Here is a 25,568-nt window from a genome sequence, read left to right on the forward strand (position 1 = left end):
CAGGGCCCGCGGGCGAATCTTGGGTCATGACCACAATGACCTCCACCTCCACCTCCGTGGTGAGCTTCGAGCACGTGAGCAAGAGCTACGGCGACGTCCACGCCGTCGCCGGGCTCTCCCTGGAGCTGCACCCCGGCGAGACGGTCGCGCTCCTCGGGCCGAACGGCGCGGGCAAGTCGTCCACGCTCGACCTGCTGCTCGGGCTGCGCAAGGCCGACTCCGGCGCGGTGCGCCTCTTCGGCGCCACGCCCGAGCAGGCCATCAAGGACGGCCGGGTCGGCGCGATGCTCCAGAGCGGCGGTCTGATGGAGGAGGTCAAGGTCCGCGAGCTGGTCCGGCTCGCCTGCGATCTGCACCCGCGTCCGCACCCGGTCGAGGAGGTCCTGGACCGCGCGGGCATCGCGCAGATCGCCGACCGTATGGTCAACAAGCTTTCCGGCGGCCAGGAGCAGCGCGTCCGCTTCGCGCTCGCGACCGCCGGCGCCAACGACCTGATCGTCCTGGACGAGCCGACCACCGGCATGGACGTCACCGCCCGCCAGGCGTTCTGGGCGACCATGCGCGAGCAGGCGCAGCAGGGCCGTACGGTCCTGTTCGCCACCCACTACCTGGAGGAGGCGGACGCGATCGCGGACCGCGTCCTGGTCCTGCACAAGGGCCGGCTGCTCGCCGACGGCACCGCCTCCGAGATCAAGGCGAAGGCCGGCGCCCGCCGGATCGCCTTCGACCTGGAGGGCGTGATCGACGAGGACGTCCTGCGCAGGCTGCCCTTCCTGACCTCCTTCGACGTCTCGGGCCGCACGGTCCGCATCCAGTCCGCCGACGCCGACGCCACCGTCCACGCGCTGTACGGGCTGAGCCTGTACCCCCGCAACCTCGAAGTCGCGGGCCTCGGCCTGGAGCAGGCCTTCGTCGCCATCACCGAGGCCGAGGAGGCCAAGGCAGCATGCTGAACCAATTCTTTTCCGGGTCCCTGATCAAGCTCGAAATCACCCGCACCCTGCGGAACAAGAAGTTCATGTTCTTCTCGGTGATCTACCCGTCGGCGCTCTATCTGTTGATCTCCGGCTCCCAGAACACCACGGACAGGATCGGCGACACCGATCTGACCTTCCCCGCCTTCTTCATGGTCTCGATGGCCTCGTTCGGCGCGATCACCGCCGTCCTGATGGGCAACAGCGAGAAGATCGCCAAGGAGCGCGAGAAGGGCTGGGTGCGCCAGCTGCGGCTGACCGCGCTGCCCGGCCGCGGCTACGTCCTGGCGAAGATCGCCAGCGCCGCCGTGGTCACCCTGCCCTGCATCGTGGTGGTCTTCCTGGTCGCCGCCACGGTCAAGGACGTACGGTTCGACGCCTGGCAGTGGCTGGCGCTGACCGGCTCCATCTGGGCGGGCTCGCTCTGCTTCGCCGCGCTCGGCGTGGCCATCGGCTACCTCGCCAGCGGTGACGCGGTCCGCCCGATCACGATGATCATCTACTTCGGCCTCTCCATCCTGGGCGGCCTGTGGATGCCCACGACGACGTTCGCGCCCTGGCTCCAGTCGCTCGCCAAGTGGCTGCCCACCCACGCGTACGCTGCGCTCGGGCAGGCCATCGAGGCGGGCAACGCCCCGGACACCAAGGACGTGGCCGTCCTCGCCGCCTACTTCCTGCTCTTCGCGGGCGGCGCGGCCTGGCTGTACCGGAAGGACACCCTGAAGGCGTGACGAGCGTGACGGAAGACCGCAGGGCCGAGGCCACCGTGGCCACGATCGGCCGGCCGCCGGAGAACCGCCAGGAGGCGCTGCGCAAGCTGCTGTGGATCGGCATCTGGCTGGCGTTCCTCGGCGCCCCGGTGTCCGACCTCCTCAAGCGGGAGCACACGACGTGGGCGACCGTGCTCGGCTGGCTCGCCCTGGTGGCGTTCGTCGCGGTCTATCTGGCCCTGGTCTTCCGTCACACCGCCCGCCCCTTCGCCCGCACCACGGTCGCCTCGATACTGGTCTTCCTGACCTGCATCGCGGTGGTCACCTCGCTGACCCTGGACGCGCCCTGGCTGGTGCTCTTCGTGTACGTGTCGGTCGGCTGCGGGGCGGTGCTGCCGCTGCCCCTGGCGAGATGGGCGATCCCGGGCGCGACGGCCGCGATGGCCCTGATCGGCCTGACCACCAAGGGCGACTGGGGTGACTTCGTGCCGGGCCTGGCGATCCCGGCCCTGCTCGGCGGCTTCGCCATGACGGGCGTGCGCCATCTCGTCCGTACGACCGTGGAACTGCGCCAGGCCAGGGCCACCGTGGCCCAGCTGGCGGCCAATGAGGAGCGGCTGCGCCTCGCCCGCGACCTGCACGACCTGCTGGGCCACTCGCTCTCCCTGATCACGCTCAAGAGCGAGTTGGCGGGCCGGATGCTCCCCGACCACCCCGACCAGGCGGCCCAGCAGGTCGCCGACATCGAACAGGTCAGCCGCCAGGCCCTGGTGGACGTACGGGAAGCGGTCACCGGCTACCGCAGGGCGACCCTCACCGGGGAACTGGCGGGCGCGTGCACCGCGTTGACGGCCGCGGGGGTCGCGGCGGACCTGCCGATGACGGCCGAACTCCCGCCCGGCCTGCCCCCGGGGGCGGGGGAGGCCCTGGCCTGGGTGATCCGTGAGGCCGTCACCAACGTGGTCCGCCACAGCGGCGCCCGCACATGCGCGATCACCCTCGGGGAGCGCCAGACCCTGGACGGCCGCTTCCTGGAACTGAGGATCGCGGACGACGGCCGAGGGGGTTCCGCCGTAACGGCGGGCAACGGCTTGACGGGCTTGGCGGAACGCCTGTCGGAGGTGGACGGCACGCTGGAGCCGTCGGCGCAGAAGGGCAAGGGCTTCACGCTGACGGCGAGGGTGCCGCTGGGCGCCCCATAGGGGCGCGGGGAACCGCGCGACCGGCCCAGCACGGTCCGCAGCCGACCAACGGCACAACCACCGCCGCCGCTTAGAATCCGGCTCATGATCCGCCTACTCCTGGCCGAAGACCAATCCATGGTCCGCGAAGCACTCGCGGCCCTGCTCGGCCTGGAGCCGGACTTCGAAGTGGTCGCCCAGGTGGCCAGGGGCGACGAGGTGCTGGGCGCGGCCCGCGCCTTCACCCCCGACGTGGCGCTGCTCGACATCGAGATGCCCGGCAAGACCGGCATCGAGGCGGCGGCCGAACTCCACAAAGAGCTCCCCGCCCTCAAAATCGTCGTCCTGACGACGTTCGGCCGCCCCGGCTATCTGCGCAGCGCGATGGAGTCGGGCGCCGACGCCTTCCTGGTGAAGGACGCCCCGGCCGCCCAGCTCGCGGCCGCGGTGCGCAAGGTGCTCGCGGGGGAGCGGGTGATCGACCCGACGCTGGCCGCGGCCGCGCTCGCGGAGGGCGCCAACCCGCTGACCGACCGCGAGCGCGACGTCCTGCGCGCGGCGGCGAACGGCGCCACCAACGCGGAACTCGCCCGCACCCTCTCCCTCTCCCAGGGCACGGTCCGCAACTACCTCTCCATGGCCATCCAGAAACTGGCGGCCCGCAACAGGGCGGAGGCGGTGGGGATCGCACGGGAGAAGGGCTGGTTGTAGGACTCCTACTGGCCCGGCGTCAGTTCAGCATCGCCCGAGCCGCCCGCGCCCGCCCCCGGATCGTCTCCGCCGTGCCGGGTTCCACCGGCTCCAGGACGTCCGCGTACAGGTCGAGTTCCGCCGCGCCCCCCAGGAAGTCGCCTCGCTGGACCAGGAGTTGGGCGCGGTCGTAGCGGAGCCGGGCCGGGTGGGTGGGCAGGAGCAGGGAGAGGTCCAGGGCCCACAGGGCGACCGCGCTCTGCTCCGGGCGGGCCGCCGCCCAGGCACGGATGTTGTTGAGGATGCGCAGCACGATCGCCAGCGGGTCGGCCGGGGTGAGCATCGACGGGTCGAGCGGGGCGCCGGTGGCCCCGGCCACCAGGAGCTCCGCGTCCGCGCCCGTCAGCGGCCGCCCCCCGTCGAACGGGTCCGCGAGCACCCGCTCCTCCGGGCGGCCGAAGCCCACCACGAAGTGGCCGGGCAGGGCCACCCCGTACACCGGGGCCCCGGCCCTGCGGGCCACCTCCATCCAGACCACCGAGAGCAGGATCGGCAGGCCCCGGCGGCGGCGCAGGACCTCAGGCAGGAGTGAGGACTCCAGGCGCTGGTACTCGGCCGGGGTACCCCGGAACCCGCAGCCGCGGCCGAGCAGTTCGGCCAGCGCCACCGCCCACGGGCGGGCCCCGGAGACGCCGTACGGGAGCAGACCGGCGAGGCGGTCCAGCTCCATCTGGGCGTCGTCGAGGCCCCGCTGCCCGAGCTCGGGGTCGGCCACCGCGCCGATCAGCAGGCACAGCGTCGCGAGGTCCGGCCGCTCGGACCGGGCCTCCTCGGTGAACTGCCGCCGCCAGTCGTTGGTGTTATGGCTTTCGGGGTATTCCATAAGCTTTCCGTGGTATTTCCTGCTCGTCCCGAAAGGGGCCGGTTCGGGCTGGACCGCAATCTGCGGGTGGGAAGCCCCCGCCGTTCAGGTGGGGAGCGGAGTCACAACCGCCTCGTACCCGCTCAGCTGGATCGGGAAATGAAGGCGGGGCATCCGGGTGCCCCGGAGGGTGGTCCGACCGGTCAGTTCGGCCGGGCCGATCCGCCGGGTTCCCGGAAGTGGTGATAGCTGTGATGCGTCGCGAAGCCGAGCGCGTCGTACAGCGCCGCCGCTCCTTCATTCTCCGCCTCGACCTGGAGCCACGCCGCCGACGCCCCCTCGGAGAGGGCCTGGCGGGCCAGCGCGGCCATCACGGCCGTCGCGAGCCCCCGGCGGCGGTGCGCCGGGTCCACCTCGACCGCCATGAACCCCGCCCAGCGGCCGTCGACCACGCACCGGCCGATCGCGGCGGGCGCCCCGCCCCCGTCCCCGGCCACCGTCGCGAACCATGTCGAGGGGCCGCTCTCCAGTACCTTCAGCACATGGGGTCCGGGTGTCCCGGTGCGCTGGTAGCGGCCGAGCCAGGCGGAACCGACAGAACGGGACAGTCCGACCCGTGAGACGTCCGCGTCGAGGTCCCCGATCGGGGCAAGTGCGGCGATCCGCAGTTGGGCGCTTACCTCGCGAATCCACCCAAACTTTTCAAGATCGGCACAGAGGCCCTCCTGGGTCCCCTCGGCGCCGGTGGACGTTTGTATGTACGTGGGAAGTCCGCGGGCGGTGTACCAGGCGTGCGCGTCCGCGAGGGCGTCCGCGAGCGGCATCCCCGGGTCGCCGAGCGGCAGCACCGAATTGGCCCGGCGGGTGAATCCACCGGCCGCCCGCAGCGTCCACTCGCCCAGCGCCTCGCTCTCCACGGGCTGCCACGCACGTGCGCTGACCAGCGCCAACTCCCGGAAAGTGGCGGCCGGACCACGTCGCCGGGCGGGTTCGGCCGGGATGACCTTGCCGGCGACCATCTCGCGCTCCGGGACGTGGACCGTCTGTCCGTTCCTGCGTACAATCGAGAGCATTCCGGCATCCCACGATGTGAGAACGCCGACCGTGTCGGTGAACTTCTCGCCCCGCTCCCCGGACCTCGCCAGGTGTCTGACTGATACGCGTTTGCCCTGATCTTCAGGCGTGATTCTGACGATCAACCGTCCGCCGGTGGTGAACTCCACAGCTCTCTTCGCCCCTCCTGTTCGGATCGCGCCCCGGAACGGAGATACTAGGTGTGGGCATCGACGACGCCGCGCTCCCGCGCGCCACGTGGACGGAGCCGCAGACCGGCCCGCCGCGCCCTATCGAGGAGGAACGACAGCGTGACCTACGTCATTGCGGAGCCTTGTGTCGACCTTAAGGACAAGGCATGCATCGAAGAGTGCCCGGTCGACTGCATCTATGAGGGCCAGCGGTCCCTCTACATCCACCCGGACGAGTGCGTCGACTGTGGTGCCTGTGAGCCGGTCTGCCCGGTCGAGGCCATCTTCTACGAGGACGACACCCCGGAGGAGTGGAAGGACTACTACAAGGCGAACGTCGAGTTCTTCGACGAACTCGGTTCGCCCGGTGGAGCCTCCAAGCTCGGCCTGATCGAGCGCGACCACCCCTTCATCGCCGCGCTGCCCGCCGACATCAACGCCGACAGCGAGCACTGACACTGACACCGCGTGTCCCCCGGTCCCGTACGGCGCCCACCGCCCTGCGGGACCGAGGCGTTTCGTCCGTACGGAACCGAGTACGAGAAAGTGAGCACCTCCGTGGGCGCAGTCTCCGCACGCCTGCCCGTCTTCCCCTGGGACAAGCTGGAGCCGTACAAGGCGACGGCCTCGACCCATCCGGACGGGATCGTGGACCTGTCCGTCGGCACCCCGGTCGACCCGGTTCCGGCGCTGATCCAGAAAGCGCTGATCGAGGCCGCGGACTCGCCGGGCTATCCGACGGTGTGGGGGACCACGGAGCTGCGCGACGCGCTCACCGGATGGGTCGGGCGCCGGCTCGGCGCGGTCGGCGTCGGCCACCGCAACGTGCTGCCGGTGGTCGGGTCCAAGGAGCTGGTGGCCTGGCTGCCGACCCAGCTGGGCCTCGGCGCGAGCGACAAGGTCGCCTACCCCCGGCTCGCGTACCCGACGTACGAGGTGGGCGCCCGGCTCTGCGGCGCGACGCCCGTCGTCTACGACGACCCGACGGACCTCGACCCGGCCGGTCTCAAGCTCCTGTGGCTGAACTCGCCGTCCAACCCGACCGGCCGGGTCCTCGCCAAGGACGAGCTGGTCCGGATCGTCGCCTGGGCGCGCGAGCACGGCGTCCTCGTCTTCTCCGACGAGTGCTACCTGGAGCTGGGCTGGGAGGCCGAGCCGGTCTCGGTGCTGCACCCGGACGTCTGCGGCGGTACGTACGAGGGCATCGTCGCCGTCCACTCGCTCTCCAAGCGGTCCAACCTCGCGGGCTACCGCGCGGCCTTCCTCGCGGGCGACGAGGCGGTGCTCGGCGAGCTGCTCCAGATCCGCAAGCACGGCGGGATGATGACGGCCGCGCCCGTCCAGGCGGCCACGGTGGCGGCGCTCGGCGATGACGTGCACGTCCAGGAGCAGCGGGCGCGTTACGCGGCCCGCCGCGCCGCCCTGCGCGACGCGCTGGTCAAGCACGGCTTCCGGATCGAGCACAGCGAGGCCAGCCTCTACCTGTGGGCGACCCGCGACGAGGGCTGCTGGGAGACCGTGGAGCACCTCGCCGGTCTCGGCATCCTCGTGGCGCCCGGCGACTTCTACGGCGAGGCGGGCGAGCGGTTCGTGCGGGTGGCCTTCACGGCGACGGACGAACGCGTCGAGGCGGCCGTCAAGCGGCTGGGCTAGGGCCTGTCCGGCGGATCTTGTCCGGGACGCGGGGTCCTGGCACGCCCTCCCCCAAGGCCTCAAGGGCCAGGGGGACCTGGGACCCCCAGCGGCGTTGTCGTAGGTTGCCGACTCCCACCAGGACCCCGCTCACCAGGACCCAAAGGCGCAGGCACCTCGCGGGCGACCAGATCCGCCGGACAGGCCCCAGGGCCGTACGAGCTCGTACGTGCGAGAAGGGGCCCCGGGGACAGGATCCCGGGGCCCCTTCGGCCGTGTGCCGCGCGGCTCAGCCGACGGGCAGGCTCTTGGGCGGCAGCTGGTCGGTGGAGGGCAGTCCGCCGGTGGGCAGCTGGCCGCCGGCCGGGAGGCCGTCCAGGCTGGTCGACCGGGCGGTGGAGCCGAGGAGGCCGCCCGCGTTGCCCGCGGCGTCGCCCGCCGTCTTCTGGGCCGCCGGGGTCGCGGTCTTGCCCGCTTTGCCGACGGCCTTGCCCGCGGCCGGGACCGCCTGCTTGACCGCCTTGCTGCCGGCGTCGCCCGCCAGGCCGGTGGCCTTCTGCGCGGCACCGTCGACGGTGTTGCCGATGTTCGCGCCGTCGAGTGCGGTCCGGCCGCCCAGGTTCGGGGTCTCCGGAAGGGACGCGGCGCTCGCCGCGCCGGCCGCGCCGACCACGGGAACTGCACCCGCCGCGATGAGCAGCGCGGCACGGGCGATCCGACGGGTCAGGGGGAGGGACATGATGCTCCTTGAGACGGGAGGAACGGCGTTCGGACGCTGTGACAACTCCTCTGGGTGCGGCGGAGGTTGCGGAGGCCCTGGGTAAAGAGTTCGCAATGCGTCGCATTATCGGGTTCGGATAAAAACGGGCAAATGAGCCGTCGCGGCAATATGTTGAACGCCGCCGATTCCCTTTGTTCTCAAGGGAATTGACGATTCTTCCGGTGGGCGCGGGGGTGGGCGTACGAAACGGTGTACGCGAAAGCCATCTGTGCCCCGCACGAGTGGCCGTCCGAACAGGTGTCGCGCGCTATCCGGCGAGCTGGATCCGGACCTGGCCGAATGCGCCGGAACTCTCCGCGCCGCCCGTGGCGCCGCCCGCGTTCCCGCTGGTGGCGCCGCTCGCGCCGGCCTCGGTGTCGTCCGTGTGCCAGCCCTTGCGGGAGCCGTCCACGCGCCAGGTGCGCCCGGCGTACGAGACCTGCTCCACGCGGAACGCGGCGGCGTGCGCGACCGCCCAGTGGGCCAGCTCCCAGCCGCGCTGCTCGGCGCCGCCCTCGGCACCGGCCCGCGCGGGCGCCCGCACCGGGACCGTGACCTCACGCCCGTCGCCCTTGTCCGGAGCCACCCCCGCGCCGAACGCCCGGGCCAGCTCGGTGCGTACCTTCGCCGGGTCGCCCGGGTGGGTGTCCTTGGCGATCGTGCAGGTCAGCGAGGCGGGAGTGCGGCCGGTGAGGACGGCGGTGAGCAGCGCCGCGTCCGGCTCGTGCTTGGCGTAGGCCTGCGGGAAGCCGCTGCGCTGGACCCGCTGCGCGGCGACGGTGAGCGGCAGCCGCGAGTAGCCGGGCACTTCGGCCAGGCGCTGGTAGAACTTCCCGGCCGAGTAGACCGGGTCCATGATCTGCTGCACGGTGCCCCAGCCCTGCGAGGGCCGCTGCTGGAAGAGCCCCACCGAGTCGCGGTCGCCGTGCGTGATGTTGCGCAGGCCCGACTCCTGGAGCGCGGTGGCCAGCGCGATCGTCACCGCCCGCTCGGGCATCCCGCGCGAGGTGCCGACCGCGGAGATGGTCGCCGCGTTCACGGCCTGCTCGGGGCTGAGCCGGTAGGTGTCGTCCCCGGACCCCACCGTGCATCTCGGCGCCCCCGGCCCGCCGCTCATGTACTGCACCGCCAGATATCCGGCGACGGCGAGCAGCACGACCGCCGCGGCCACGATACGGAAGAGGCGGCCGCGCCTTACGGGTCGGTTGGGGGTGACGGGCTGGGACACGGGGACCACCGTACTGGAGGGCGGGGCGGGGGCCCGGGGGCCGGTGCCGGGGCGGGTGCGGGCCGGGTGCTTCTGGATGCCCCCGCCCTGGTCGGGCGGTGCGCGCTAGGGTCGTGGCCATGGCAGACAGCGCACTCGACCTGACCCTGGACGGCCCCGCGCTCACCGCGTGGCTCGTCGACTTCCCGTCGGAGAGCGGGACGGAGAAGCCGCTCGCGGACGCGATCGAGGCGGCGCTGCGGACGCTGCCGCACCTGACCGTGGACCGCCACGGCAACAACGTCGTCGCGCGCACAGACCTGGGCCGGGCCGAGCGGGTCATCCTCGCCGGGCACATCGACACCGTGCCGATCGCCGACAACGTGCCGTCCCGCCTCGACGGGAACGGCATCCTGTGGGGCTGCGGCACCTCGGACATGAAGTCCGGCGTGGCCATCCAGCTGCGGATCGCCGCGACCGTCCCCGAGCCCAACCGCGACCTCACCTTCGTCTTCTACGACAACGAAGAGGTCGCCGCACACCTCAACGGTCTCGGTCATGTGGCCGACGCACACCCTGACTGGATCGAGGGCGACTTCGCGGTCCTCCTGGAGCCCTCCGACGCCCAGGTCGAGGGCGGCTGCCAGGGCACGCTGCGGGTCATCCTGCGCACGGCGGGGGAGCGGGCCCACTCCGCGCGCAGCTGGATGGGGTCCAACGCCATCCACACGGCCGCCCCGATCCTGGCCAGGCTCGCCGCGTACGAGCCGCGCCGGCCGGTGATCGACGGCCTGGAGTACCACGAGGGCCTGAACGCGGTACGGATCGAGGGCGGCGTCGCCAACAACGTCATCCCCGACGCCTGCGCGGTCACCGTCAACTACCGCTATGCCCCGGACCGCACCGCCGAGGAGGCGCTGGCCCACGTCCGCGAGGTCTTCGCGGACTGCGGGATCGCGGAGTTCACCGTCGACGACCACTCGGGCGCGGCCCTGCCGGGGCTCTCGCACCCGGCCGCCGCGGCCTTCATGGCGGCGGTCGGCGGCACCCCGCAGCCCAAGTTCGGCTGGACCGACGTCTCCCGCTTCGGAGCCCTCGGCGTCCCCGCCGTGAACTACGGGCCCGGCGACGCCCTGTACGCGCACAAGCGGGACGAGCACGTCGCCGTCGACCGGATCACCCACTGCGAACGGCGACTTCACGCCTGGCTGACCACCTGAATTTCGTCTTTGGTCACGTAAGTCGTCCTACGCTGGCCGGACGCGTCGTATGACTCAGTCAGCGGAGGGAGCACGCAATGGCCAACCCCGAGGGAGAGTTTCCGGGCGAACAGCGGCTGGAGCAGCGGCTCGGACCGGTGCTGCGCCGCCGCGACCAGGTCCAGGCCGGGACCACCGACCAGCGGCTCCTCGACACCGAGGGCGACTCGGAGTGGGTGCACACCGACCCCTGGCGGGTCATGCGCATCCAGTCCGAGTTCGTGGAGGGCTTCGGCGCGCTCGCCGAACTGCCCAGCGCCATCAGCGTCTTCGGCTCTGCCCGCACACCGGTGGGCTCACCGGAGTACGAGGCGGGTGTGGCCATCGGCCACGCGCTGGTCGAGGCGGGCTTCGCGGTGATCACCGGCGGTGGCCCGGGTGCGATGGAGGCGGCCAACCGGGGCGCGCGCGAGGCGCGGGGCGTCTCGGTCGGCCTCGGCATCGAGCTCCCCTTCGAGCAGGGGCTCAACCCGCACGTCGACATCGGCGTCAACTTCCGCTACTTCTTCGTCCGCAAGACGATGTTCGTGAAGTACGCGCAGGGCTTCGTCGTCCTGCCCGGCGGCCTCGGCACGCTGGACGAGCTCTTCGAGGCGCTCACCCTCGTCCAGACCGGCAAGGTGACCCGCTTCCCGATCGTCCTGTTCGGCTCGCAGTACTGGGCGGGCCTGGTCGACTGGCTCCGCGACACAGTGGTCGGCGGCGGCAAGGCCTCCGCCCACGACCTGCTCCTCTTCCACGTCACGGACAGCGTGGAGGAGGCGGTGGCGATGGTGACGAAGGAGGTGGGGCGGTAGTTCCCCCACCCCGCCCCTTCGTGGCGCCCACGGGATGCCGCGCAGCGGCATTCAAGGGGCGTGGGGCTGTGACATCGTGCGGCCCCGCCGCGTGGGCGCGACCAGCCCCCACCGAGCCCGCAGGGAAAAGCAGGGCCCCCGGGGCGAAGCCCCGGCTACGCCAGCCCGCGCCGTGCCACAGCAGGCGGACGGTGGCCGGCGATGGACGCCACCATGTCCAGCACCTGACGGGTCTCGGCGACTTCGTGCACCCGGTACACCCGCGCCCCCAGCCACGCCGACACCGCCGTCGTCGCCAGCGTCCCGATCACCCGCTCCTTGACCGGCCGGTCCAGCGTCTCCCCGACGAAGTCCTTGTTGGACAGGGAGACCAGGACCGGCCACCCCGTCGCCGTCATCTCGCCGAGCCGCCGGGTCGCCTCCAGACTGTGGCGGGTGTTCTTGCCGAAGTCATGACCGGGATCGATCATGATCCCGTCCCGCCGCACTCCGAGCGCGACCGCCCGCTCGGCGAGCCCCACCGTGACCCGGAGGATGTCCTCCATCACGTCCTCGTACGCGATCCGGTGCGGCCGGGTGCGCGGTTCCACGCCGCCCGCGTGTGTGCACACCAGCCCCGCCCCGTACCGCGCAGCGACCTCCGCCAGCTTCGGGTCGACCCCGCCCCACGCGTCGTTCAGCACGTCCGCGCCCGCCTCGCAGACCGCCTCCCCGACGTCGTGGCGCCAGGTGTCGACGCTGATCACCACGTCCGGATGCCGCCGCCGCACCTCGGCCACGAAGCCGACCGTGCGCCGCGCCTCCTCCTCGGCCGTCACCTCCTCGCCGGGGCCCGCCTTGACCCCGCCGATGTCGATGATGGCAGCCCCCTCTGACACCGCCTGCTCCACGCGGGCCAGCGCGGGCTCGTCCCGGAACGTCGCACCCTGGTCGTAGAAGGAGTCCGGGGTCCGGTTGACGATCGCCATGATCACCGGCTCGTGCGCGTCGAACTCGCGCCTTCCCAGCCGCAGCATCCGCTGTTTCCTCCTCGGGTAAGACGCCCGTGACCTCAGGTTCCGTGTCCGGCGGGTCCGGCCTGTGCCGACCGACAGACCCTAACTCCCAGCTCCGCATGGCACGATCGGACCCGACGGTTTCCGGCTGCCGGGGAGAGGTTTCGCGCGTGTTCTGGTTCTTGCTGATCGCCATGGTCGTGGTGGTCGCCGCGGTCACGCTGGCCGTGGTGGGCGGCGGCGACGGTGCCGTACTGCCCGAGACGGGCCCCGAGCGGCTCACCGACCCGCTGCCCGCGGGCCGCCCCGTCGAGCGCGCGGACATCGACGCGCTGCGGCTTCCGGTGGCCGCGCGCGGCTACCGGATGGCCGACGTCGACGACGTGCTGAGCCGCCTCGCCGCGGAGCTCGCCGAGCGCGACGCCCGGATCACCGATCTGCGGGAGGCGCTCAGCGCCGCCCACGCCCCCCGCGACGAGGAGCCCCGCAAGTGAGCACCGCCATCCCCGGCCCGGACGGCCGGCTGCGCTGCCCGTGGGGGCTGTCCACCGCGGACTACGTGGCGTACCACGACACCGAGTGGGGCCGCCCGGTCCACGGCGACGACGCCCTCTACGAACGGCTGTGCCTGGAGGCCTTCCAGTCGGGCCTCTCCTGGATCACCATCCTGCGCCGACGCGAGGGGTTCCGCCGCGCCTTCGCGGACTTCCGGATCGCCAAGGTGGCCGCCTTCACCGACGAGGACGCGGCGCGGCTGCTGACCGACGAATCGATCATCCGCAACCGTGCCAAGATCGAGGCGACCCTCTCCAACGCGCGCGTACTGGCCGACTGGGCCCCCGGCGAGCTGGACGAGCTCATCTGGTCGTACGCCCCGGACCCCGCCTCCCGCCCGGCCCCCCGCACCCTGGCGGACGTCCCCCCGGTCACCGACGAGTCGACGGCGCTCTCCAAGGCCCTCAAGAAGCGCGGCCTCCGCTTCATCGGCCCCACGACGGCGTACGCGCTGATGCAGGCGTGCGGTCTGGTGGACGACCATCTGACGGACTGTGTGGCCCGGAGCGGACGTACCCCTTAAGGGGTACGGGGCTGTGGCTCCCCGAATGGCTCAGCGCCCCACATATTTCGGCTTCTCCTTGGCCAGGAACGCCGCCACCGCGATCCCGTGGTCCTCGGACGCCCCCGCCAGGGTCTGGAGCTCGTCCTCCTTCTCCAGCGCCTCGGAGAGCGAGTGCCCGGCCCCGTACGCCAGGGACGCCTTGAGGGCCGCGTACGCGAGCGTCGGGCCGTCGGCCAGCGCGCGCGCCACGGCGGCCGCCTCGGCCGCCAGCTCGGCGGCCGGGACCAGTTTGTTGACGATGCCGAGCTCGTACGCCTCCTGAGCGGAGACGGAGCGCGGGAAGAGCAGCAGGTCGGCGGCGCGCGAGTGGCCGATCAGGCGGGGGAGCGTCCAGGAGACGCCCGAGTCGGCGGTCAGCGCGACCCCCGCGAACGACGTGTTGAAGGCGGCCGTGTCCGCCACCACCCGGTAGTCGGCCGCCAGCGCGAAGCCGAAGCCCGCGCCCGCCGCGACCCCGTTCACCCCTGCCACGACCGGCTTGGGCATCTCGGTCAGGGCCTTCACGATCGGGTTGTAGTGCTCGCGGACCGTGCTCATCGTGGAGCCGGTGCCCGCCTCGCGGTCCGCCGCGAGCAGGCTCACGTGCTCCTTGAGGTCCTGGCCCACGCAGAACGCCCGGCCCGTCGCCGTGAGCAGGACCGCCCGTACCGCGGGGTCCGCGGCGGCGGCCCGCGCCGCGTCCCGCAGGGCGACCTTGGCCTCGGTGTTCATGGCGTTCATGGCGTCGGGACGGTTGAGCGTGATCGTCGCGAGCCCGTCGGTCACCTCGTAGAGCACGGTGTCGGCCATTGGGATGGATCCCCTCCGTTGCGGTGTCGTGTCCGCCCAGCATGGCGGAGATCATCGGCGCCGCACATGTGACCTGCGTCAAACATTCCCGGCCACGACCCGGACCGAGGGTGGCGAAGTATCGCAGGCGGATCGCCGAATTGGGTGGTTTTGATAGAGCGCGTTGCGCAAGCGATGCCGACCGATGTTGGTCATCGGGTCCTGCGATGCGGGATAATGACCTGGAAGCAATGTGTTCGATGCCGGTAACACGGTGCCTGTCAGGGGCCGCCGGCTGCGATGAGCTGGTTTCAGGAAGGGGAAACAGCATGGCGGCCATGAAGCCGCGGACGGGCGACGGCCCGCTCGAGGTGACCAAGGAGGGGCGGGGCATCGTCATGCGCGTTCCGCTCGAAGGCGGTGGACGGCTTGTGGTCGAGCTGACCCCGGACGAGGCCGAGGCGCTCGGTGACGCTCTTAAGAAGGTCGTCGGCTGATTCAGCGGGCTTGACCCCCAATCTGCCTCCGCCCCGGGCCGGTACTCATGTACCGGCCCGGGGCGGAGTAGTTTCCGGACCCGCGTTTCCGGACCCGCGCACGCGGCCGGAAGAGAATCTCGGCGGGCGCCCTCGGTGAGGGGTCACGCCCGCTTCACGGCGCAGAGCAGCCCGTCGCCCACCGGCAGCAGCGACCCGACGAGCTCCTGGCTCTCGCGTACGGTCCGCAGCAGGTCGCGCAGCCGCAGCACCTCGGCGGGCTGGACGCCGGAGTCGACCGTACGGCCGTCGGCGAAGACCCCTTCGAAGCAGACGATTCCGCCGGGCCGCAGCAGGCGCAACGATTCGGCGAGGTAGTCCAGGGACTCCGTCCGGTCGCCGTCGCAGAACACCAGGTCGTATCCGCCGTCGGCCAGCCGCGGCAGCACGTCCAGGGCGCGCCCGGGGATGAAACGCGCCCGGTTCCCGGCGAAGCCCGCCGCGCGGAACGCCTGCTTGGCGAACTGCTGGCGGTCCGCCTCGGGGTCGACGGTGGTCAGCACGCCGTCCGGCCGCAGGCCCTGCAGCAGATAGATCCCGGAGACGCCGGTTCCGGTGCCGATCTCGGCGACCGCCTTCGCGTCGGCGGTGGCAGCGAGCAGGCGCAGCGCGGCGCCGGTTCCCGGGGACACCGAACGCAGTCCTGCCTCCCGGGACCGCTCGCGGGCCCAGCGCAGCGCGTCGTCCTCGGCGACAAAGGCGTCGGCGAACGCCCAGCTCGTCTGCCGGTTGGCGGTAATGGCCCTCTCCTGTCCCCGTAGTTGGCGCGCACGGGTGACTGTATCCGCTGCACCCGGGAACCCGCAGATGGGACCGGGCGTTATGAAGGGCGGGGGGAGACATGGACGAGTACGGAATCCCGGTCCCCGAGCGGTCCGGGAAGCAGCGCGGTTCGAGGGGCACGAAGCCAGTCCCAAATGCGCGTAAAGATTCTTATCCGGAGCTAACGGGCGAGGTGGCTATGGTAGGGGCTCCGCTGGACACCACCAGAGCCGACAGGGGAGGTGCGGCTGCGCCTGTGGATCGGGGAGGAGTGCTCCGGCGCTTTCTCAGGTCGGCAGGTGAGCCGAGATCCGTGACCTACACCGCTGACAGCCCCCATGGCCTCAATGGCATGGGAGGGACTCCCATCACCTCCGCAGCCACCGCGACCTTCGCCGACGCGGATTCCCCGGCGTGGACCCCTCCCACCTGGGAGGAGATCGTCAGCACGCACAGCGGCCGCGTCTACCGCCTCGCCTACCGCCTGACGGGCAACCAGCACGACGCCGAGGACCTCACCCAAGAAGTCTTCGTCCGCGTCTTCCGCTCGCTGTCGACCTACACGCCGGGCACGTTCGAGGGCTGGCTGCACCGGATCACCACCAACCTCTTCCTGGACATGGTCCGCCGCCGCCAGCGCATCCGCTTCGACGCCCTGGGCGACGACGCGGCCGAGCGCCTGCCCAGCCGCGACCCGTCCCCCCAGCAGGTCTTCAACGACGCGCACTTCGACGCCGACGTCCAGCAGGCGCTGGACACCCTCGCGCCCGAGTTCCGCGCCGCCGTAGTGCTCTGCGACATCGAGGGACTGTCGTACGAGGAGATCGCCGCCACCCTCGGCGTGAAGCTCGGAACCGTGCGCAGCCGGATCCACCGCGGCCGCTCGCATCTGCGCAAGGCCCTCCAGCACCGTTCGCCCGAGGCTCGCGCCGAGCAGCAGCGTGCCCTCGCGGGGGTGGCGCACGGCGCCCCGGGGGCGGTCGGAGAGGGGGCCGCGTGACCGGCACCAGTCCCACTCCCGCAGAGCAGCATCTGGGGGACCGTCTCGCCGCCCTGGTCGACGGCGAGCTCAGCCATGACGCGCGCGAGCGTGTCCTGTCGCATCTGGCCACCTGTCCCAAGTGCAAGGCCGAGGCCGACGCGCAGCGCCGCGTCAAGAGCGTCTTCGCGCAGACGGCACCGCCCGTCCCCTCCGAGGGCCTGCTGGCCCGGCTCCAGGGGCTGCCCGGGGGACCCGGAGGTGACGACGACGGTCGGGGACCATTCGGCGGGGGGCGCCTTGCCGACGGGGTCTTCTCGCCCGGAGTCCTGAGCGATCCGCGCGACCCGGTCGGAGGCTTCGGCTATGTGCCCGGCGGGGCCCATGCGGCCGTCCTCGGCGGCGGGCTGCCCGGGCGGGGCTTCCGGATCCACGAAGTGGCCCGCCCCGAGGAGCGTTCGGGCTCGCCGTGGCGCGGGCGCAGGATCGCCTTCGCCGCCGCCAGCGCCGTCTCCCTCGCGGCGATCGCGCTCGGCGGCGCGGTCCCGTCGGACTCGGGGGCGGAGACGTCGGCCCGGGGCGAGGGGTCGGGCAGCAATGTCACGCCGCTGCGGGACCAGCGTCCGTCGGCCGGTCCGTCCTCGGGGGCACCCCTGTCCGCGGAGTCGCAGCGCAGACGGGGCGGCGTGGCGAGCGCACCGGTGGCCCCGGAGTCCACGGCGCCGGTCGCGATGGGTCTGGCCGGGTTGAACGGAGTCCCGTCCCAGCCGTCCCCGCAGCAGTTCGGCAATCCGTTCCGTGCCGCTCTGCTGAGCGGTTCGTCCTTGCCTCCGCTGATACGCCCGGCGGCCGCCACCCTGGCAGTGCGGCCGGTCTCACCGCTGTCCGCGCTCTCCGGCGCGACCCCGTCCGCTCCGCCGACGCATCTGGCGGCTCCCCGGCACTGACCGTGCCCTGCGCTCCTCCCGGCAAACCTGGTTGAATCCCTGGGAGGGTGCCCCTGGGGCACGCAGGACAGTTGCGGGGAGAGCATGAACGACGGGAAGCCCACCGGGCCCAAGGCGAGATGGTGGAGCCGTCCCACCCCGCGCGGGGACGGCTCCACGGCCGAGGAGACGTACGACCTGGCTCCGCCGGAGGCACCTGCGGCTTCGGCGCCGGGTGCGCAGGACGTAGCGGTTCCCGGCGGGCCGCAAGGTTCCGGCGACGGGGAGGTGCCGTACTCGCTCGCTCCCGGGGAGCCGGTCGAGGACGAGTCCGCGTATCGGCTTGCGCCGCCCGCGCCGGCCGGCGAGCCCGCCCAAGAGCCCGCGTCGGCCGGCGAGTCGGTCCACGACCCCGCCCGGCCCGAGGGCCCCGTGCCGCCTCGGCAGCCGTTGCACGCCCCTGATCCGTACGGGACGCCGCCGTACGGCGGGCCGGGGCCGTGGGCGCCCGCGCCGCCCGTGCAGCGGCCCGCGCCGGTCGCAGGAGCGGTCCCGACCCAGGGGGCGTACCCGGCGCCGGAGGCCCCGGTCCCGTACCCCGTACCGGAAGGCGTGCCGCCGGTGCCGCCCTCGTCCCAGTGGGTGCAGTACGACCCCTGGGGCGCGGCCGGGCAGCCGCTCAGCACGGCCGGGGTGCCGGAGAGGCGGAAGCCGCGGCGCGGGGCGCTCGTCCTCGGGGCCGTCGTCCTCGCGCTGGTCGCGGGCGGCATCGGCGGCGGGGTCGGCGCGTACATCGAGCGCACCGGCGCCACGCCCGTCGATCTGCCGCAGGCCGGCAAGGGGCCCACCGGACGCGCGCCCGACAGCGTCGCCGGGATCGCCGCTAGCGCCCTGCCGGGCGTGGTCACGCTGCACGTCAGCGGGGAGAGCGAGTCCGGCACCGGCACCGGCTTCGTGCTGGACGACTCCGGGCACATCCTCACCAACAACCACGTCGTGGAGCCCGCGGGCTCGTCCGGCGACATCAGCGTGACGTTCAGCGGCGGCGAGACCGCACGCGCCACGGTGGTCGGCCGCGACTCCGGGTACGACCTCGCCGTGGTCCGCGTCACCGGTGTCTCCGGGCTGAAGCCGCTGCCGCTCGGCAACTCCGACAACGTCCAGGTCGGTGACCCGGTGGTGGCCATCGGTGCCCCCTTCGACCTCTCCAACACCGTCACCTCGGGCATCATCAGCGCCAAGGAGCGCCCGATCACGGCGGGCGGCGAGAAGGGCGACGGCAGCGACGTCAGCTATGTCGACGCGCTCCAGACCGACGCCCCGATAAACCCGGGCAACTCGGGCGGCCCCCTGCTCGACTCGCACGCCCACGTCGTCGGCATCAACAGCGCGATCCGCGCCGCGGGCAAGAGCGACGGCGGCGGGCAGGGCGGCTCCATCGGCCTGGGCTTCGCGATCCCGGTCAACCAGGGCAAGCGGGTCGCCGAGGAGCTGATCAACACCGGCAAGGCCACCCACCCGGTGATCGGGGTGACCCTCGACATGAAGTTCACCGGCGACGGCGCCCGGGTCGGCGCCAAGGCCGCCGACGGCAAGCCGTCCGTGACCCCCGGCGGTCCCGGCGCCACCGCGGGCATCAGGCCCGAGGACGTGATCACCAAGGTCGACGGCCAGCGGGTGCACAGCGCCGAGGAACTGATCGTCAAGATCCGCTCGCACCGCCCCGGCGACCGCCTGGAGCTGACGCTCAAGCGCGGCGGCGGGGAGCAGCGGCTGACCCTCACGCTCGGCTCCGCAACGTCCTGACCTGCCGCTGCCCTGCTCCTGACGTGTTCCTGGCGTGCTCCCGGCGTTTCCCTCGGCCGCTCGCCACGGCCCGCCACGGTTCGCCCCTCTGGTCACCTATCGGTCACCAGGGGGGCAAGCGGCGGCCAAAGGTCACCGGGTAGGTACCGTTTCGACAGTTTCGGCGGGTACCGTGGAGCGGTCCATGACTGGACCCGGGAGCAGAGCCACGAGGAGCAGCTAGGTGTTCAACGACATAGGGCCCATGGAGCTCGTCACCCTCGTGGTCCTCGCTGTGCTCGTCTTCGGCCCGGACAAGCTGCCCAAGCTGATCCAGGACGTGTCGGGGTTCATCCGCAAGATCCGCAGCTTCTCGGAGACCGCCAAGGCGGACATCCGTGCCGAACTCGGCCCGGAGTTCAAGGACTTCGAGTTCGAGGACCTGAACCCGAAGACGTTCGTACGCAAGCAGCTCATGGACAACGACGACCTGGGTCTCAAGGAGATCCGCAACAGCTTCGACCTGCGCAAGGACATGGAAGAGGTCGCGGACGCGGTGCACGGCCGCGAGAGCGCGCCCACCGGGTCCGGCGCGCCCACGACGGCCGCCAACGGCTCGGCCGCGGGTGTCTCGGGTACGCCCGACCTCCTCAAGAAGCGCGAGAAGCTCGACCCCGGCGAGCGCCCCCCGTACGACGCCGACGCGACCTGACACCACCCCCCGGGTTTCGTACAGGACGTCAATCTGAGCCACCTCCGCACCGTCATTCCCGGTGGGCGGGACCGGGGTGGCTATCCTCCATAGGTCCGGCAGCCAGGACGCCCGAGGGGGGCGGGCCGCTCCGGACACCTACGGATCGAGGAGGCGGCCGGGCAGTGGAGACGACGAGTCGGGTAGCGGCACAGGGGTCCACCGAGGACACCCCGTCCACACCGGAAGGGGTGCCGGCGGCCCGGCGTGCGGTCGAGGGCTATCTGCGGGCGCCGTTCGCCTGGTACGGCCTGGACGAGGCCTTCAGCGGGCCGCGCTGGCTGATGCAGGTGGCCACGGCGGCCGACGGCACCGTGCAGCACGGGTCCACCGGCCACGGCGACGAGCCGTCGATACGGCCCGACGCGGCCGACCGCTCCGCCGCCGGCCGCGAGCGCTTCGCGGTGGTCGTGAGCGTGCCCGCCAACCCCACGCGCCGCAGCGGCGACGGTACGGGAGTGCTGGAGGCCACCTCGGTCTCCTCCGCGGCCTGGCTGGCCGGGTCCGGGCTGCTCTCCTTCACGTGGCCCGCCCAGATGGACCATGTGCTGCGCGGCGACTGGCTGGACCAGCAGACCGAGACGGCGTGGGAGCTGGCGGACGATCTGGCCGGGCCGGACTGGACGACGCTGTCGCTGCCGGTCGACGGGGTGGCCACGCCGTTCCACTACCGGGAGTCCGAGTTCGGGTGGGTCCTGGCCGGGTCCGCGGGGCCCGCCGGAGGCGGGGTGCATCTGGGGGCGTATGGGCGAGGGTTGAGCGCGTATGGGCTCGGGTTCGCCGTCGTCAAGGACATCACGTCCTACGCGTGAGGCGCCGCCGGGCGGGTGCGCGGTTTGTCCGCGGGCCGTCTTGGGCTGGTCGCGCCCACGCGGCGGAGCCGCACGACGACACAGCCCTGCGCCCCTGGCCGTCCGTGCCGCAGCCATGAGTAAGGGGCGCCCAGCAACCGTGGGCGCCCCTTACTCGTATCAGTTGCTCTAGAACTTGTTCCTCGGCGTGATCCCCAGCGACATGCCCGACAGGCCCCGCTGGCGGCCGCCCAGCTTGCCCGCGATCGCTCGCAGCGCCGCGCCCGCCGGGGAGTCGGGGTCGGAGAGGACGACCGGCTTGCCGTCGTCGCCGCCCTCGCGCAGGCGGACGTCGATCGGGATCGAGCCGAGCACCGGCACGTTCGTGCCGGTCGTCTTGGTCAGGCCCTCCGCGACCTTCTCGCCGCCGCCCGTGCCGAACACGTCGACCATCTCGTCGCAGTGCGGACACGGCAGGCCCGCCATGTTCTCGACGACGCCGACGATCTTCTGGTGGGTCTGGACCGCGATCGAGCCCGCCCGCTCGGCCACCTCGGCGGCCGCCTGCTGGGGGGTCGTGACGACCAGGATCTCCGCGTTCGGGACCAGCTGGGCCACCGAGATCGCGATGTCGCCGGTGCCCGGCGGCAGGTCGAGCAGGAGGACGTCCAGATCGCCCCAGTAGACGTCGGCCAGGAACTGCTGGAGGGCGCGGTGGAGCATCGGGCCGCGCCATACGACCGGGGCGTTGCCCGGGGTGAACATGCCGATGGAGATGACCTTCACACCGTTCGCCGACGGCGGCATGATCATGTTCTCGACCTGGGTGGGACGGCCGTCCACGCCCAGCATGCGGGGGACCGAGTGCCCGTAGATGTCGGCGTCGACGACACCGACCTTCAGCCCGTCCGCCGCCATCGCCGCGGCGAGGTTCACCGTCACCGAGGACTTGCCGACGCCGCCCTTGCCGGACGCCACCGCGTAGACGCGGGTCAGCGAGCCGGGCTTGGCGAAGGGCACCTCGCGCTCGGCGGTGCCGCCGCGCAGCGATGTCGCGAGCTCCTTGCGCTGTTCGTCGCTCATCACGTCGAGCGTGACGTCGACGCGCGTGACGCCTTCGACCCGCTCGACCGCCTCGGTCACGTTCTTCGTGATCGTGTCGCGCATCGGGCAGCCGGAGACCGTCAGGTACACCGTGACCGCGACCGCCCCGTCCGTCCCGATCTCGACCGTCTTGACCATGCCGAGCTCAGTGATCGGTCGGTGGATCTCTGGGTCGTTCACTGTCGCCAGTGCCTCGCGCACCGCGTCATCCGTAACCATATGGAGATGGTACGGCGCCGGGTCCCGCCCCGGGAAAGCCCTAACGGCGGTCGGATTCGTCACTTCTGTGGGGAGCCTCCAGCGGGAATACGACCCGCCGGTCCTCCATTTCCTTGATCATGTCCTGAAGTTCCGAGCGGATCCAGTCGCGGGTGGCGACCTCGCCGAGGCCCATCCGCAGGGCGGCGATCTCCCGGGTGAGGTACTCGGTGTCCGCGATGGAGCGCTCGTTGGACTTGCGGTCCTGCTCCAGGTTGACCCGGTCGCGGTCGTCCTGCCGGTTCTGCGCTAGCAGGATCAGCGGGGCCGCGTACGAGGCCTGGAGCGACAGGGCGAGGGTCAGGAAGATGAACGGGTACTCGTCGAAGCGCACCGACGCCGGCGCGAAGATGTTCCAGACCACCCAGAGGATGATGACCAGGGTCATCCAGACGATGAACCGCCCGGTCCCCAGGAGGCGGGCGATCCTCTCGGAGAAGCGGCCGAACGCCTCCGGGTCGTACTCGGGCAGCAGGCGCGGCCGCGGGGCGCGCGGCTGGTCGAGGCGGCCGCGCGGGCCGCGCGCCACGGCGCTCGCCCCCGCCGCGCGCGTGCGCTCGCGCTCCTCGGTGCGGTCAGCCATGCGAGCCCCCCTCGGGGGCGTGGAACTCCGCCTCGCGCCAGTCCTCGGGCAGCAGGTGGTCCAGGACGTCGTCGACGGTGACCGCGCCGAGCAGCGAGCCGCTGTCGTCGACGACGGGCGCGGCGACCATGTTGTACGCGGCGAGGAACGCGGTCACGGCGGGCAGCGGGGTCTGCGGGGACAGCGGCGGCAGGTCGTTGTCCACGATCGAGGAGACCAGGGTGAACGGCGGGTCCCGCAGCAGCCGCTGGAAGTGCACCGTGCCCAGGTACTTGCCGGTCGGCGTCTCGTCGGGCGGCCGGCACACGTACACCTGCGCGGCGAGCGCGGGCGAGAGGTCCTGCTGGCGTACGCGCGCGAGGGCGTCCGCGACCGTGGCGTCCGGACGCAGCACGATCGGCTCGGTGGTCATCAGACCGCCCGCGGTGCGCTCCTCGTAACTGAGCAGCCGGCGCACGTCCGCCGCGTCGTCCGGCTGCATCAGGGTCAGCAGCCGCTCCTTGTCCTCCTCGGGCAGCTCGGAGAGGAGGTCGGCGGCGTCGTCCGGGTCCATCGCCTCCAGGACGTCGGCGGCCCGCTCGTCCTTCAGCTTGCCGAGGATCTCCACCTGGTCGTCGTCCGGCAGCTCCTCCATCACGTCCGCGAGCCGGTCGTCGTCGAGGGCCGCGGCCACTTCGCCGCGGCGCTTGGGGGAGAGGTGGTGCAGCACGTTGGCGAGGTCGGCGGGGCGCAGCTGCTCGAAGGTGGCGAGCAGGCTCTCGGCGCCCTGGCCGTGCTCCTCCAGGGAGAAGCCGGTGACCGCGGACCACTCGACGGTCAGGGTCTCGCCCTTGCGCCGCAGGGCGCCGCTCTTGCCGCGCCGTACGAAGACCTTGTCGATCTCCCAGTCGCGGCGGGCGGGCAGCTGCTGAATGGCCACGTCCAGAACCGTCACCTCCTCGCCGCTCTCGACGAGGGTGACCCGGCGGTCCAGGAGTTCGCCCAGGACCAGCCGCTCGGTGGGGCGCTGCTCGAAGCGGCGCAGGTTGACGACGCCGGTGGTGATGACCTGGCCGGACTCGACGCCGGTGACCCGGGTCATCGGCAGGAAGATCAGTCGGCGGCCGGCCACCTCGACGACGACGCCGAGCAGCCGGGGCGGGCGGCGGCCGACCCGGAGTATGGCGACCAGGTCGCGTACCCGGCCCACCTGGTCGCCGTTGGGGTCGAAGACGGCGACGCCGGAGAGGTGCGAAACGAAGATCCGGGGGGCGCCTGCCGCCATGCTGAGCGCCTCCTCTTGGGCGTGATCCGACCGTGTCCTGACCTGAAATGGCGCTGAATATCTGATTCAGGCTAGCCGGTGACCATCCGGTGCGCCTTTGAGGGGCGTCCGTACGGCTCTCTGCCGGGCAGCGTAGACGGCCCGGGTAGGGTGCGGTCTGCCGACCCCGACTTCGCGCCCCCCACCTCGCGCGCTCCGACGAAAGGCCGTGTGCCGGTGACCACTCGCTCCCTGTCCGTACGGGCCCGCCGGGCCGCGCTCCCCATCGCGCTCTGCGCGGGGCTCGCCACGGCCGTCACGGCGTGCTCCTCGGACCCGGACGAGGGCACCAACGGTGTCGGCAAGCTCTCCGCCACCGAGATCGAGGGCAAGGCGCGCACGGCTGCGGACGGTGCCGACGCGGTGCACCTCAGCGGCACGCTGGTCAGCAAGGGCGGCTCGTACAGGATCGACATGCGGCTGAAGGGGACCGGCGCCACCGGCACGGTCACCTCGAAGAGCACCACGTTCGGGCTGCTGCGGGTGGGCGACGAGCTCTATCTGAAGGCCGACGCCGGGTTCTGGTCGCACCGGGACGACAAGCGCTCCGACGACTCGGGGAGCGCGGCGGCGGCGGGCAAGCTCGACGACAAGTACGTCAAGGTGCCCTCGGGCGACCCCTCGTACCAGGAGCTGCGCGGCTTCACGGACAAGAGCGTGCTCCTGAAGGGCATGCTCGGGCTCCAGGGCGAGCTCTCCAAGGGCGACCGGTCCAAGGTCGGCGAGGTGGGCACCATCCGCGTCAAGGCGGGCAAGAACGGCGAGGGCGGCACGCTCGACGTCTCGCTCCAGGGCACCCCGTACCCCCTGCGCTTCGAGCGCGCGGGCGGCGCGGGCGCGCTCGAACTGGGCGACTGGAACCAGGACTTCGCCCTGGCACCGCCGACGAAGGACGCGACGGTGGATTACGGGAGCCGGCTTCCCAAGACGTAGTGGGGCACGCACGCCTCAGGGGTGCGGGGAACTGCGTGACCAGCCCACGACGGCCCCCAGACGCACAACAACGTGTCCGGCCCGCTCAGCGGCGACGCTTCCGCTTCAGCAGCAGCCTCGGCAGCGCCGCCGGCATCGGCCGCCGCGTGGTGGCCGAGGTCTCCACCGGCCGGGCCGCGAGCGAGCCCTCGGGCATCGTGGTGCGGACCTCGGCCGGCGCCAGGCACAGCACCCGGCACTCCCGCGCCCAGCGGCCCGTCACCGCCTCGCCGTCCGGTGCGTTCAGCCGCTTGGCCTTCAGCTCGGCGGCCACCGTCTCCCACAGCTCGCCGTGCGGCGCGACCTCGCTCACCGCGGCCGTCCAGGCCACCAGGCGGCCGCCCTTGTCCTTGCTGCGGACGGTCACCTCGGCGGTGCCGCCGTCGGCCAGGCCCTCCAGCGGCTGTTCGCCCGGCCCGCCGCCCACGACATAGGCGGCGCCGTCGTGCCAGACGTGCCACAGCGCCCGGTCGGCGGTCCCGGTGCCCCGCACCCAGATCAGCCCGGACTTCTTGGTGGCCTCCTCGACGAGGGCCCGGTCGAGCAGCGCAGGTGTCATGGGGCCACTTTATGGGACGGCCGGGACGCGGTCGGCGGTGTTGTCCACAGCATGGACCGA

28 protein-coding genes are annotated in these 25,568 nt (G+C 72.2%); 17 read left to right on the plus strand and 11 right to left on the minus strand.

Features of this window, described 5'->3' with window-relative positions:
* Positions 1-26: 26 nt before the first annotated feature.
* The 4 genes from ACZ499_RS36740 (at position 27) to ACZ499_RS36755 (ending at position 3,576) form a co-directional block, all read left to right on the plus strand.
* A complete protein-coding gene (locus tag ACZ499_RS36740) occupies positions 27-953 on the plus strand; it encodes an ABC transporter ATP-binding protein (protein WP_468681107.1) in 927 nt (308 codons plus the stop codon).
* On the plus strand, positions 947-1,705 hold the full coding sequence (locus ACZ499_RS36745; protein ID WP_385547832.1) for an ABC transporter permease: 759 nt from the start codon (positions 947-949) through the stop codon (positions 1,703-1,705). The genes ACZ499_RS36740 and ACZ499_RS36745 overlap by 7 nt, the downstream gene beginning before the upstream one ends.
* Positions 1,702-2,886 (plus strand): sensor histidine kinase, encoded by a 1,185-nt coding sequence (locus ACZ499_RS36750; RefSeq protein WP_468681109.1) that lies wholly within the window; start codon positions 1,702-1,704, stop codon positions 2,884-2,886. The genes ACZ499_RS36745 and ACZ499_RS36750 overlap by 4 nt, the downstream gene beginning before the upstream one ends.
* A gap of 84 nt (positions 2,887-2,970) precedes the next feature.
* Positions 2,971-3,576, plus strand: coding sequence for a response regulator (locus ACZ499_RS36755; protein ID WP_385547826.1), 606 nt, complete (start codon positions 2,971-2,973; stop codon positions 3,574-3,576).
* Between the two features lie 19 nt (positions 3,577-3,595).
* Here ACZ499_RS36755 and ACZ499_RS36760 read toward each other — a convergent pair whose 3' ends face one another.
* Complete coding sequence (locus ACZ499_RS36760) at positions 3,596-4,438, minus strand: transglutaminase-like domain-containing protein (RefSeq protein WP_468681111.1); 843 nt, start codon at positions 4,436-4,438, stop codon at positions 3,596-3,598.
* 182 nt (positions 4,439-4,620) lie between these two features.
* Positions 4,621-5,640, minus strand: coding sequence for a GNAT family N-acetyltransferase (locus ACZ499_RS36765; RefSeq protein ID WP_468681112.1), 1,020 nt, complete (start codon positions 5,638-5,640; stop codon positions 4,621-4,623).
* A gap of 141 nt (positions 5,641-5,781) precedes the next feature.
* Here ACZ499_RS36765 and fdxA point away from each other — a divergent pair, with 141 nt between their 5' ends.
* Both fdxA and ACZ499_RS36775 read left to right on the plus strand, forming a co-directional pair.
* Positions 5,782-6,117 carry a ferredoxin gene (gene fdxA / locus ACZ499_RS36770; protein ID WP_188276063.1) on the plus strand — a complete coding sequence of 112 codons (336 nt, stop codon included), beginning with the start codon at positions 5,782-5,784 and terminating at the stop codon, positions 6,115-6,117.
* A gap of 102 nt (positions 6,118-6,219) precedes the next feature.
* Positions 6,220-7,314 (plus strand): bifunctional succinyldiaminopimelate transaminase/glutamate-prephenate aminotransferase, encoded by a 1,095-nt coding sequence (locus tag ACZ499_RS36775; RefSeq protein WP_468681114.1) that lies wholly within the window; start codon positions 6,220-6,222, stop codon positions 7,312-7,314.
* Positions 7,315-7,582: 268 nt separating this feature from the next.
* Here the strand turns inward: ACZ499_RS36775 and ACZ499_RS36780 are convergent, their stop codons facing one another.
* Together ACZ499_RS36780 and ACZ499_RS36785 are read right to left on the minus strand one after the other, a co-directional pair.
* A complete protein-coding gene (locus tag ACZ499_RS36780) occupies positions 7,583-8,032 on the minus strand; it encodes an ATP-binding protein (RefSeq protein WP_468681116.1) in 450 nt (149 codons plus the stop codon).
* A 289-nt stretch (positions 8,033-8,321) separates the two neighbouring features.
* Positions 8,322-9,290: a VldE C-terminal domain-containing protein gene (locus ACZ499_RS36785; protein ID WP_468681118.1), complete on the minus strand. Its 969-nt coding sequence runs from the start codon at positions 9,288-9,290 to the stop codon at positions 8,322-8,324.
* A gap of 110 nt (positions 9,291-9,400) precedes the next feature.
* Here ACZ499_RS36785 and dapE point away from each other — a divergent pair, with 110 nt between their 5' ends.
* Both dapE and ACZ499_RS36795 read left to right on the plus strand, forming a co-directional pair.
* Positions 9,401-10,480, plus strand: a complete 1,080-nt coding sequence (dapE, locus tag ACZ499_RS36790) for a succinyl-diaminopimelate desuccinylase (protein WP_468681119.1) — start codon at positions 9,401-9,403, stop codon at positions 10,478-10,480.
* A 77-nt stretch (positions 10,481-10,557) separates the two neighbouring features.
* Positions 10,558-11,316 (plus strand): LOG family protein, encoded by a 759-nt coding sequence (locus ACZ499_RS36795; protein WP_468410798.1) that lies wholly within the window; start codon positions 10,558-10,560, stop codon positions 11,314-11,316.
* 155 nt (positions 11,317-11,471) lie between these two features.
* Here ACZ499_RS36795 and folP read toward each other — a convergent pair whose 3' ends face one another.
* A complete protein-coding gene (folP, locus tag ACZ499_RS36800) occupies positions 11,472-12,332 on the minus strand; it encodes a dihydropteroate synthase (RefSeq protein WP_468681121.1) in 861 nt (286 codons plus the stop codon).
* Between the two features lie 149 nt (positions 12,333-12,481).
* Between folP and ACZ499_RS36805 the strand changes: the two genes are divergently transcribed.
* Together ACZ499_RS36805 and ACZ499_RS36810 are read left to right on the plus strand one after the other, a co-directional pair.
* Positions 12,482-12,805: a DivIVA domain-containing protein gene (locus ACZ499_RS36805; RefSeq protein WP_468410802.1), complete on the plus strand. Its 324-nt coding sequence runs from the start codon at positions 12,482-12,484 to the stop codon at positions 12,803-12,805.
* On the plus strand, positions 12,802-13,389 hold the full coding sequence (locus ACZ499_RS36810; protein WP_468681123.1) for a DNA-3-methyladenine glycosylase I: 588 nt from the start codon (positions 12,802-12,804) through the stop codon (positions 13,387-13,389). The genes ACZ499_RS36805 and ACZ499_RS36810 overlap by 4 nt, the downstream gene beginning before the upstream one ends.
* A gap of 30 nt (positions 13,390-13,419) precedes the next feature.
* On the opposite strand, the gene chcB is transcribed toward ACZ499_RS36810, so the two are convergent.
* Positions 13,420-14,220, minus strand: coding sequence for a 2-cyclohexenylcarbonyl CoA isomerase (gene chcB, locus ACZ499_RS36815; protein ID WP_468681125.1), 801 nt, complete (start codon positions 14,218-14,220; stop codon positions 13,420-13,422).
* A 308-nt stretch (positions 14,221-14,528) separates the two neighbouring features.
* Between chcB and ACZ499_RS36820 the strand changes: the two genes are divergently transcribed.
* Positions 14,529-14,696, plus strand: coding sequence for a DUF3117 domain-containing protein (locus ACZ499_RS36820; protein WP_009997451.1), 168 nt, complete (start codon positions 14,529-14,531; stop codon positions 14,694-14,696).
* Positions 14,697-14,839: 143 nt separating this feature from the next.
* On the opposite strand, the gene ACZ499_RS36825 is transcribed toward ACZ499_RS36820, so the two are convergent.
* Complete coding sequence (locus ACZ499_RS36825; protein WP_385547762.1) at positions 14,840-15,544, minus strand: O-methyltransferase; 705 nt, start codon at positions 15,542-15,544, stop codon at positions 14,840-14,842.
* Between the two features lie 152 nt (positions 15,545-15,696).
* Between ACZ499_RS36825 and sigE the strand changes: the two genes are divergently transcribed.
* The 5 genes from sigE (at position 15,697) to ACZ499_RS36850 (ending at position 20,750) form a co-directional block, all read left to right on the plus strand.
* Positions 15,697-16,497, plus strand: coding sequence for an RNA polymerase sigma factor SigE (gene sigE / locus ACZ499_RS36830; protein ID WP_468681127.1), 801 nt, complete (start codon positions 15,697-15,699; stop codon positions 16,495-16,497).
* The gene (locus ACZ499_RS36835) at positions 16,494-17,423 is read left to right on the plus strand and encodes a zf-HC2 domain-containing protein (RefSeq protein WP_468681129.1); all 930 of its coding nucleotides are present in this window, start codon (positions 16,494-16,496) and stop codon (positions 17,421-17,423) included. Before sigE ends, ACZ499_RS36835 begins: the two co-directional genes overlap by 4 nt.
* 84 nt (positions 17,424-17,507) lie before the next feature.
* A complete protein-coding gene (locus ACZ499_RS36840) occupies positions 17,508-19,208 on the plus strand; it encodes a S1C family serine protease (protein ID WP_468681131.1) in 1,701 nt (566 codons plus the stop codon).
* A gap of 223 nt (positions 19,209-19,431) precedes the next feature.
* Entirely contained in the window at positions 19,432-19,899 is a 468-nt protein-coding gene (locus ACZ499_RS36845; RefSeq protein WP_468410812.1) for a sec-independent translocase, read from the plus strand.
* A 164-nt stretch (positions 19,900-20,063) separates the two neighbouring features.
* Positions 20,064-20,750, plus strand: a complete 687-nt coding sequence (locus ACZ499_RS36850; protein ID WP_468681133.1) for a hypothetical protein — start codon at positions 20,064-20,066, stop codon at positions 20,748-20,750.
* A gap of 168 nt (positions 20,751-20,918) precedes the next feature.
* Here the strand turns inward: ACZ499_RS36850 and ACZ499_RS36855 are convergent, their stop codons facing one another.
* From ACZ499_RS36855 to ACZ499_RS36865, 3 genes are read right to left on the minus strand one after another with little or no spacing between them, the layout of a single operon-like run.
* Complete coding sequence (locus ACZ499_RS36855) at positions 20,919-22,052, minus strand: Mrp/NBP35 family ATP-binding protein (RefSeq protein WP_371654547.1); 1,134 nt, start codon at positions 22,050-22,052, stop codon at positions 20,919-20,921.
* Positions 22,053-22,092: 40 nt separating this feature from the next.
* The gene (locus tag ACZ499_RS36860; protein WP_468681135.1) at positions 22,093-22,674 is read right to left on the minus strand and encodes a DUF1003 domain-containing protein; all 582 of its coding nucleotides are present in this window, start codon (positions 22,672-22,674) and stop codon (positions 22,093-22,095) included.
* Positions 22,667-23,938: a magnesium transporter MgtE N-terminal domain-containing protein gene (locus ACZ499_RS36865; RefSeq protein WP_468681137.1), complete on the minus strand. Its 1,272-nt coding sequence runs from the start codon at positions 23,936-23,938 to the stop codon at positions 22,667-22,669. The genes ACZ499_RS36860 and ACZ499_RS36865 overlap by 8 nt, the downstream gene beginning before the upstream one ends.
* Before the next feature lie 216 nt (positions 23,939-24,154).
* On the opposite strand from ACZ499_RS36865, the gene ACZ499_RS36870 reads away from it, so the two are divergent.
* The gene (locus ACZ499_RS36870; protein ID WP_468681139.1) at positions 24,155-24,910 is read left to right on the plus strand and encodes a hypothetical protein; all 756 of its coding nucleotides are present in this window, start codon (positions 24,155-24,157) and stop codon (positions 24,908-24,910) included.
* An 85-nt stretch (positions 24,911-24,995) separates the two neighbouring features.
* Here ACZ499_RS36870 and ACZ499_RS36875 read toward each other — a convergent pair whose 3' ends face one another.
* Positions 24,996-25,508 carry a hypothetical protein gene (locus ACZ499_RS36875; protein ID WP_468681141.1) on the minus strand — a complete coding sequence of 171 codons (513 nt, stop codon included), beginning with the start codon at positions 25,506-25,508 and terminating at the stop codon, positions 24,996-24,998.
* Positions 25,509-25,568 lie beyond the last annotated feature (60 nt).

The organism is Streptomyces sp. NPDC031265 (genome assembly GCF_055570295.1).

Coding starts and splice junctions, on each gene's coding strand:
- ACZ499_RS36740 (WP_468681107.1), top strand. CDS start 27: ATGACCACAATGACCTCCACCTCCACCTCCGTGGTGAGCTTCGAGCAC.
- ACZ499_RS36745 (WP_385547832.1), top strand. CDS start 947: ATGCTGAACCAATTCTTTTCCGGGTCCCTGATCAAGCTCGAAATCACC.
- ACZ499_RS36755 (WP_385547826.1), top strand. CDS start 2,971: ATGATCCGCCTACTCCTGGCCGAAGACCAATCCATGGTCCGCGAAGCA.
- ACZ499_RS36760 (WP_468681111.1), bottom strand. CDS start 4,438: ATGGAATACCCCGAAAGCCATAACACCAACGACTGGCGGCGGCAGTTC.
- ACZ499_RS36780 (WP_468681116.1), bottom strand. CDS start 8,032: ATGTCCCTCCCCCTGACCCGTCGGATCGCCCGTGCCGCGCTGCTCATC.
- dapE (WP_468681119.1), top strand. CDS start 9,401: ATGGCAGACAGCGCACTCGACCTGACCCTGGACGGCCCCGCGCTCACC.
- ACZ499_RS36795 (WP_468410798.1), top strand. CDS start 10,558: ATGGCCAACCCCGAGGGAGAGTTTCCGGGCGAACAGCGGCTGGAGCAG.
- folP (WP_468681121.1), bottom strand. CDS start 12,332: ATGCTGCGGCTGGGAAGGCGCGAGTTCGACGCGCACGAGCCGGTGATC.
- chcB (WP_468681125.1), bottom strand. CDS start 14,220: ATGGCCGACACCGTGCTCTACGAGGTGACCGACGGGCTCGCGACGATC.
- ACZ499_RS36820 (WP_009997451.1), top strand. CDS start 14,529: ATGGCGGCCATGAAGCCGCGGACGGGCGACGGCCCGCTCGAGGTGACC.
- sigE (WP_468681127.1), top strand. CDS start 15,697: ATGGTAGGGGCTCCGCTGGACACCACCAGAGCCGACAGGGGAGGTGCG.
- ACZ499_RS36840 (WP_468681131.1), top strand. CDS start 17,508: ATGAACGACGGGAAGCCCACCGGGCCCAAGGCGAGATGGTGGAGCCGT.
- ACZ499_RS36855 (WP_371654547.1), bottom strand. CDS start 22,052: ATGGTTACGGATGACGCGGTGCGCGAGGCACTGGCGACAGTGAACGAC.
- ACZ499_RS36860 (WP_468681135.1), bottom strand. CDS start 22,674: ATGGCTGACCGCACCGAGGAGCGCGAGCGCACGCGCGCGGCGGGGGCG.
- ACZ499_RS36865 (WP_468681137.1), bottom strand. CDS start 23,938: ATGGCGGCAGGCGCCCCCCGGATCTTCGTTTCGCACCTCTCCGGCGTC.
- ACZ499_RS36875 (WP_468681141.1), bottom strand. CDS start 25,508: ATGACACCTGCGCTGCTCGACCGGGCCCTCGTCGAGGAGGCCACCAAG.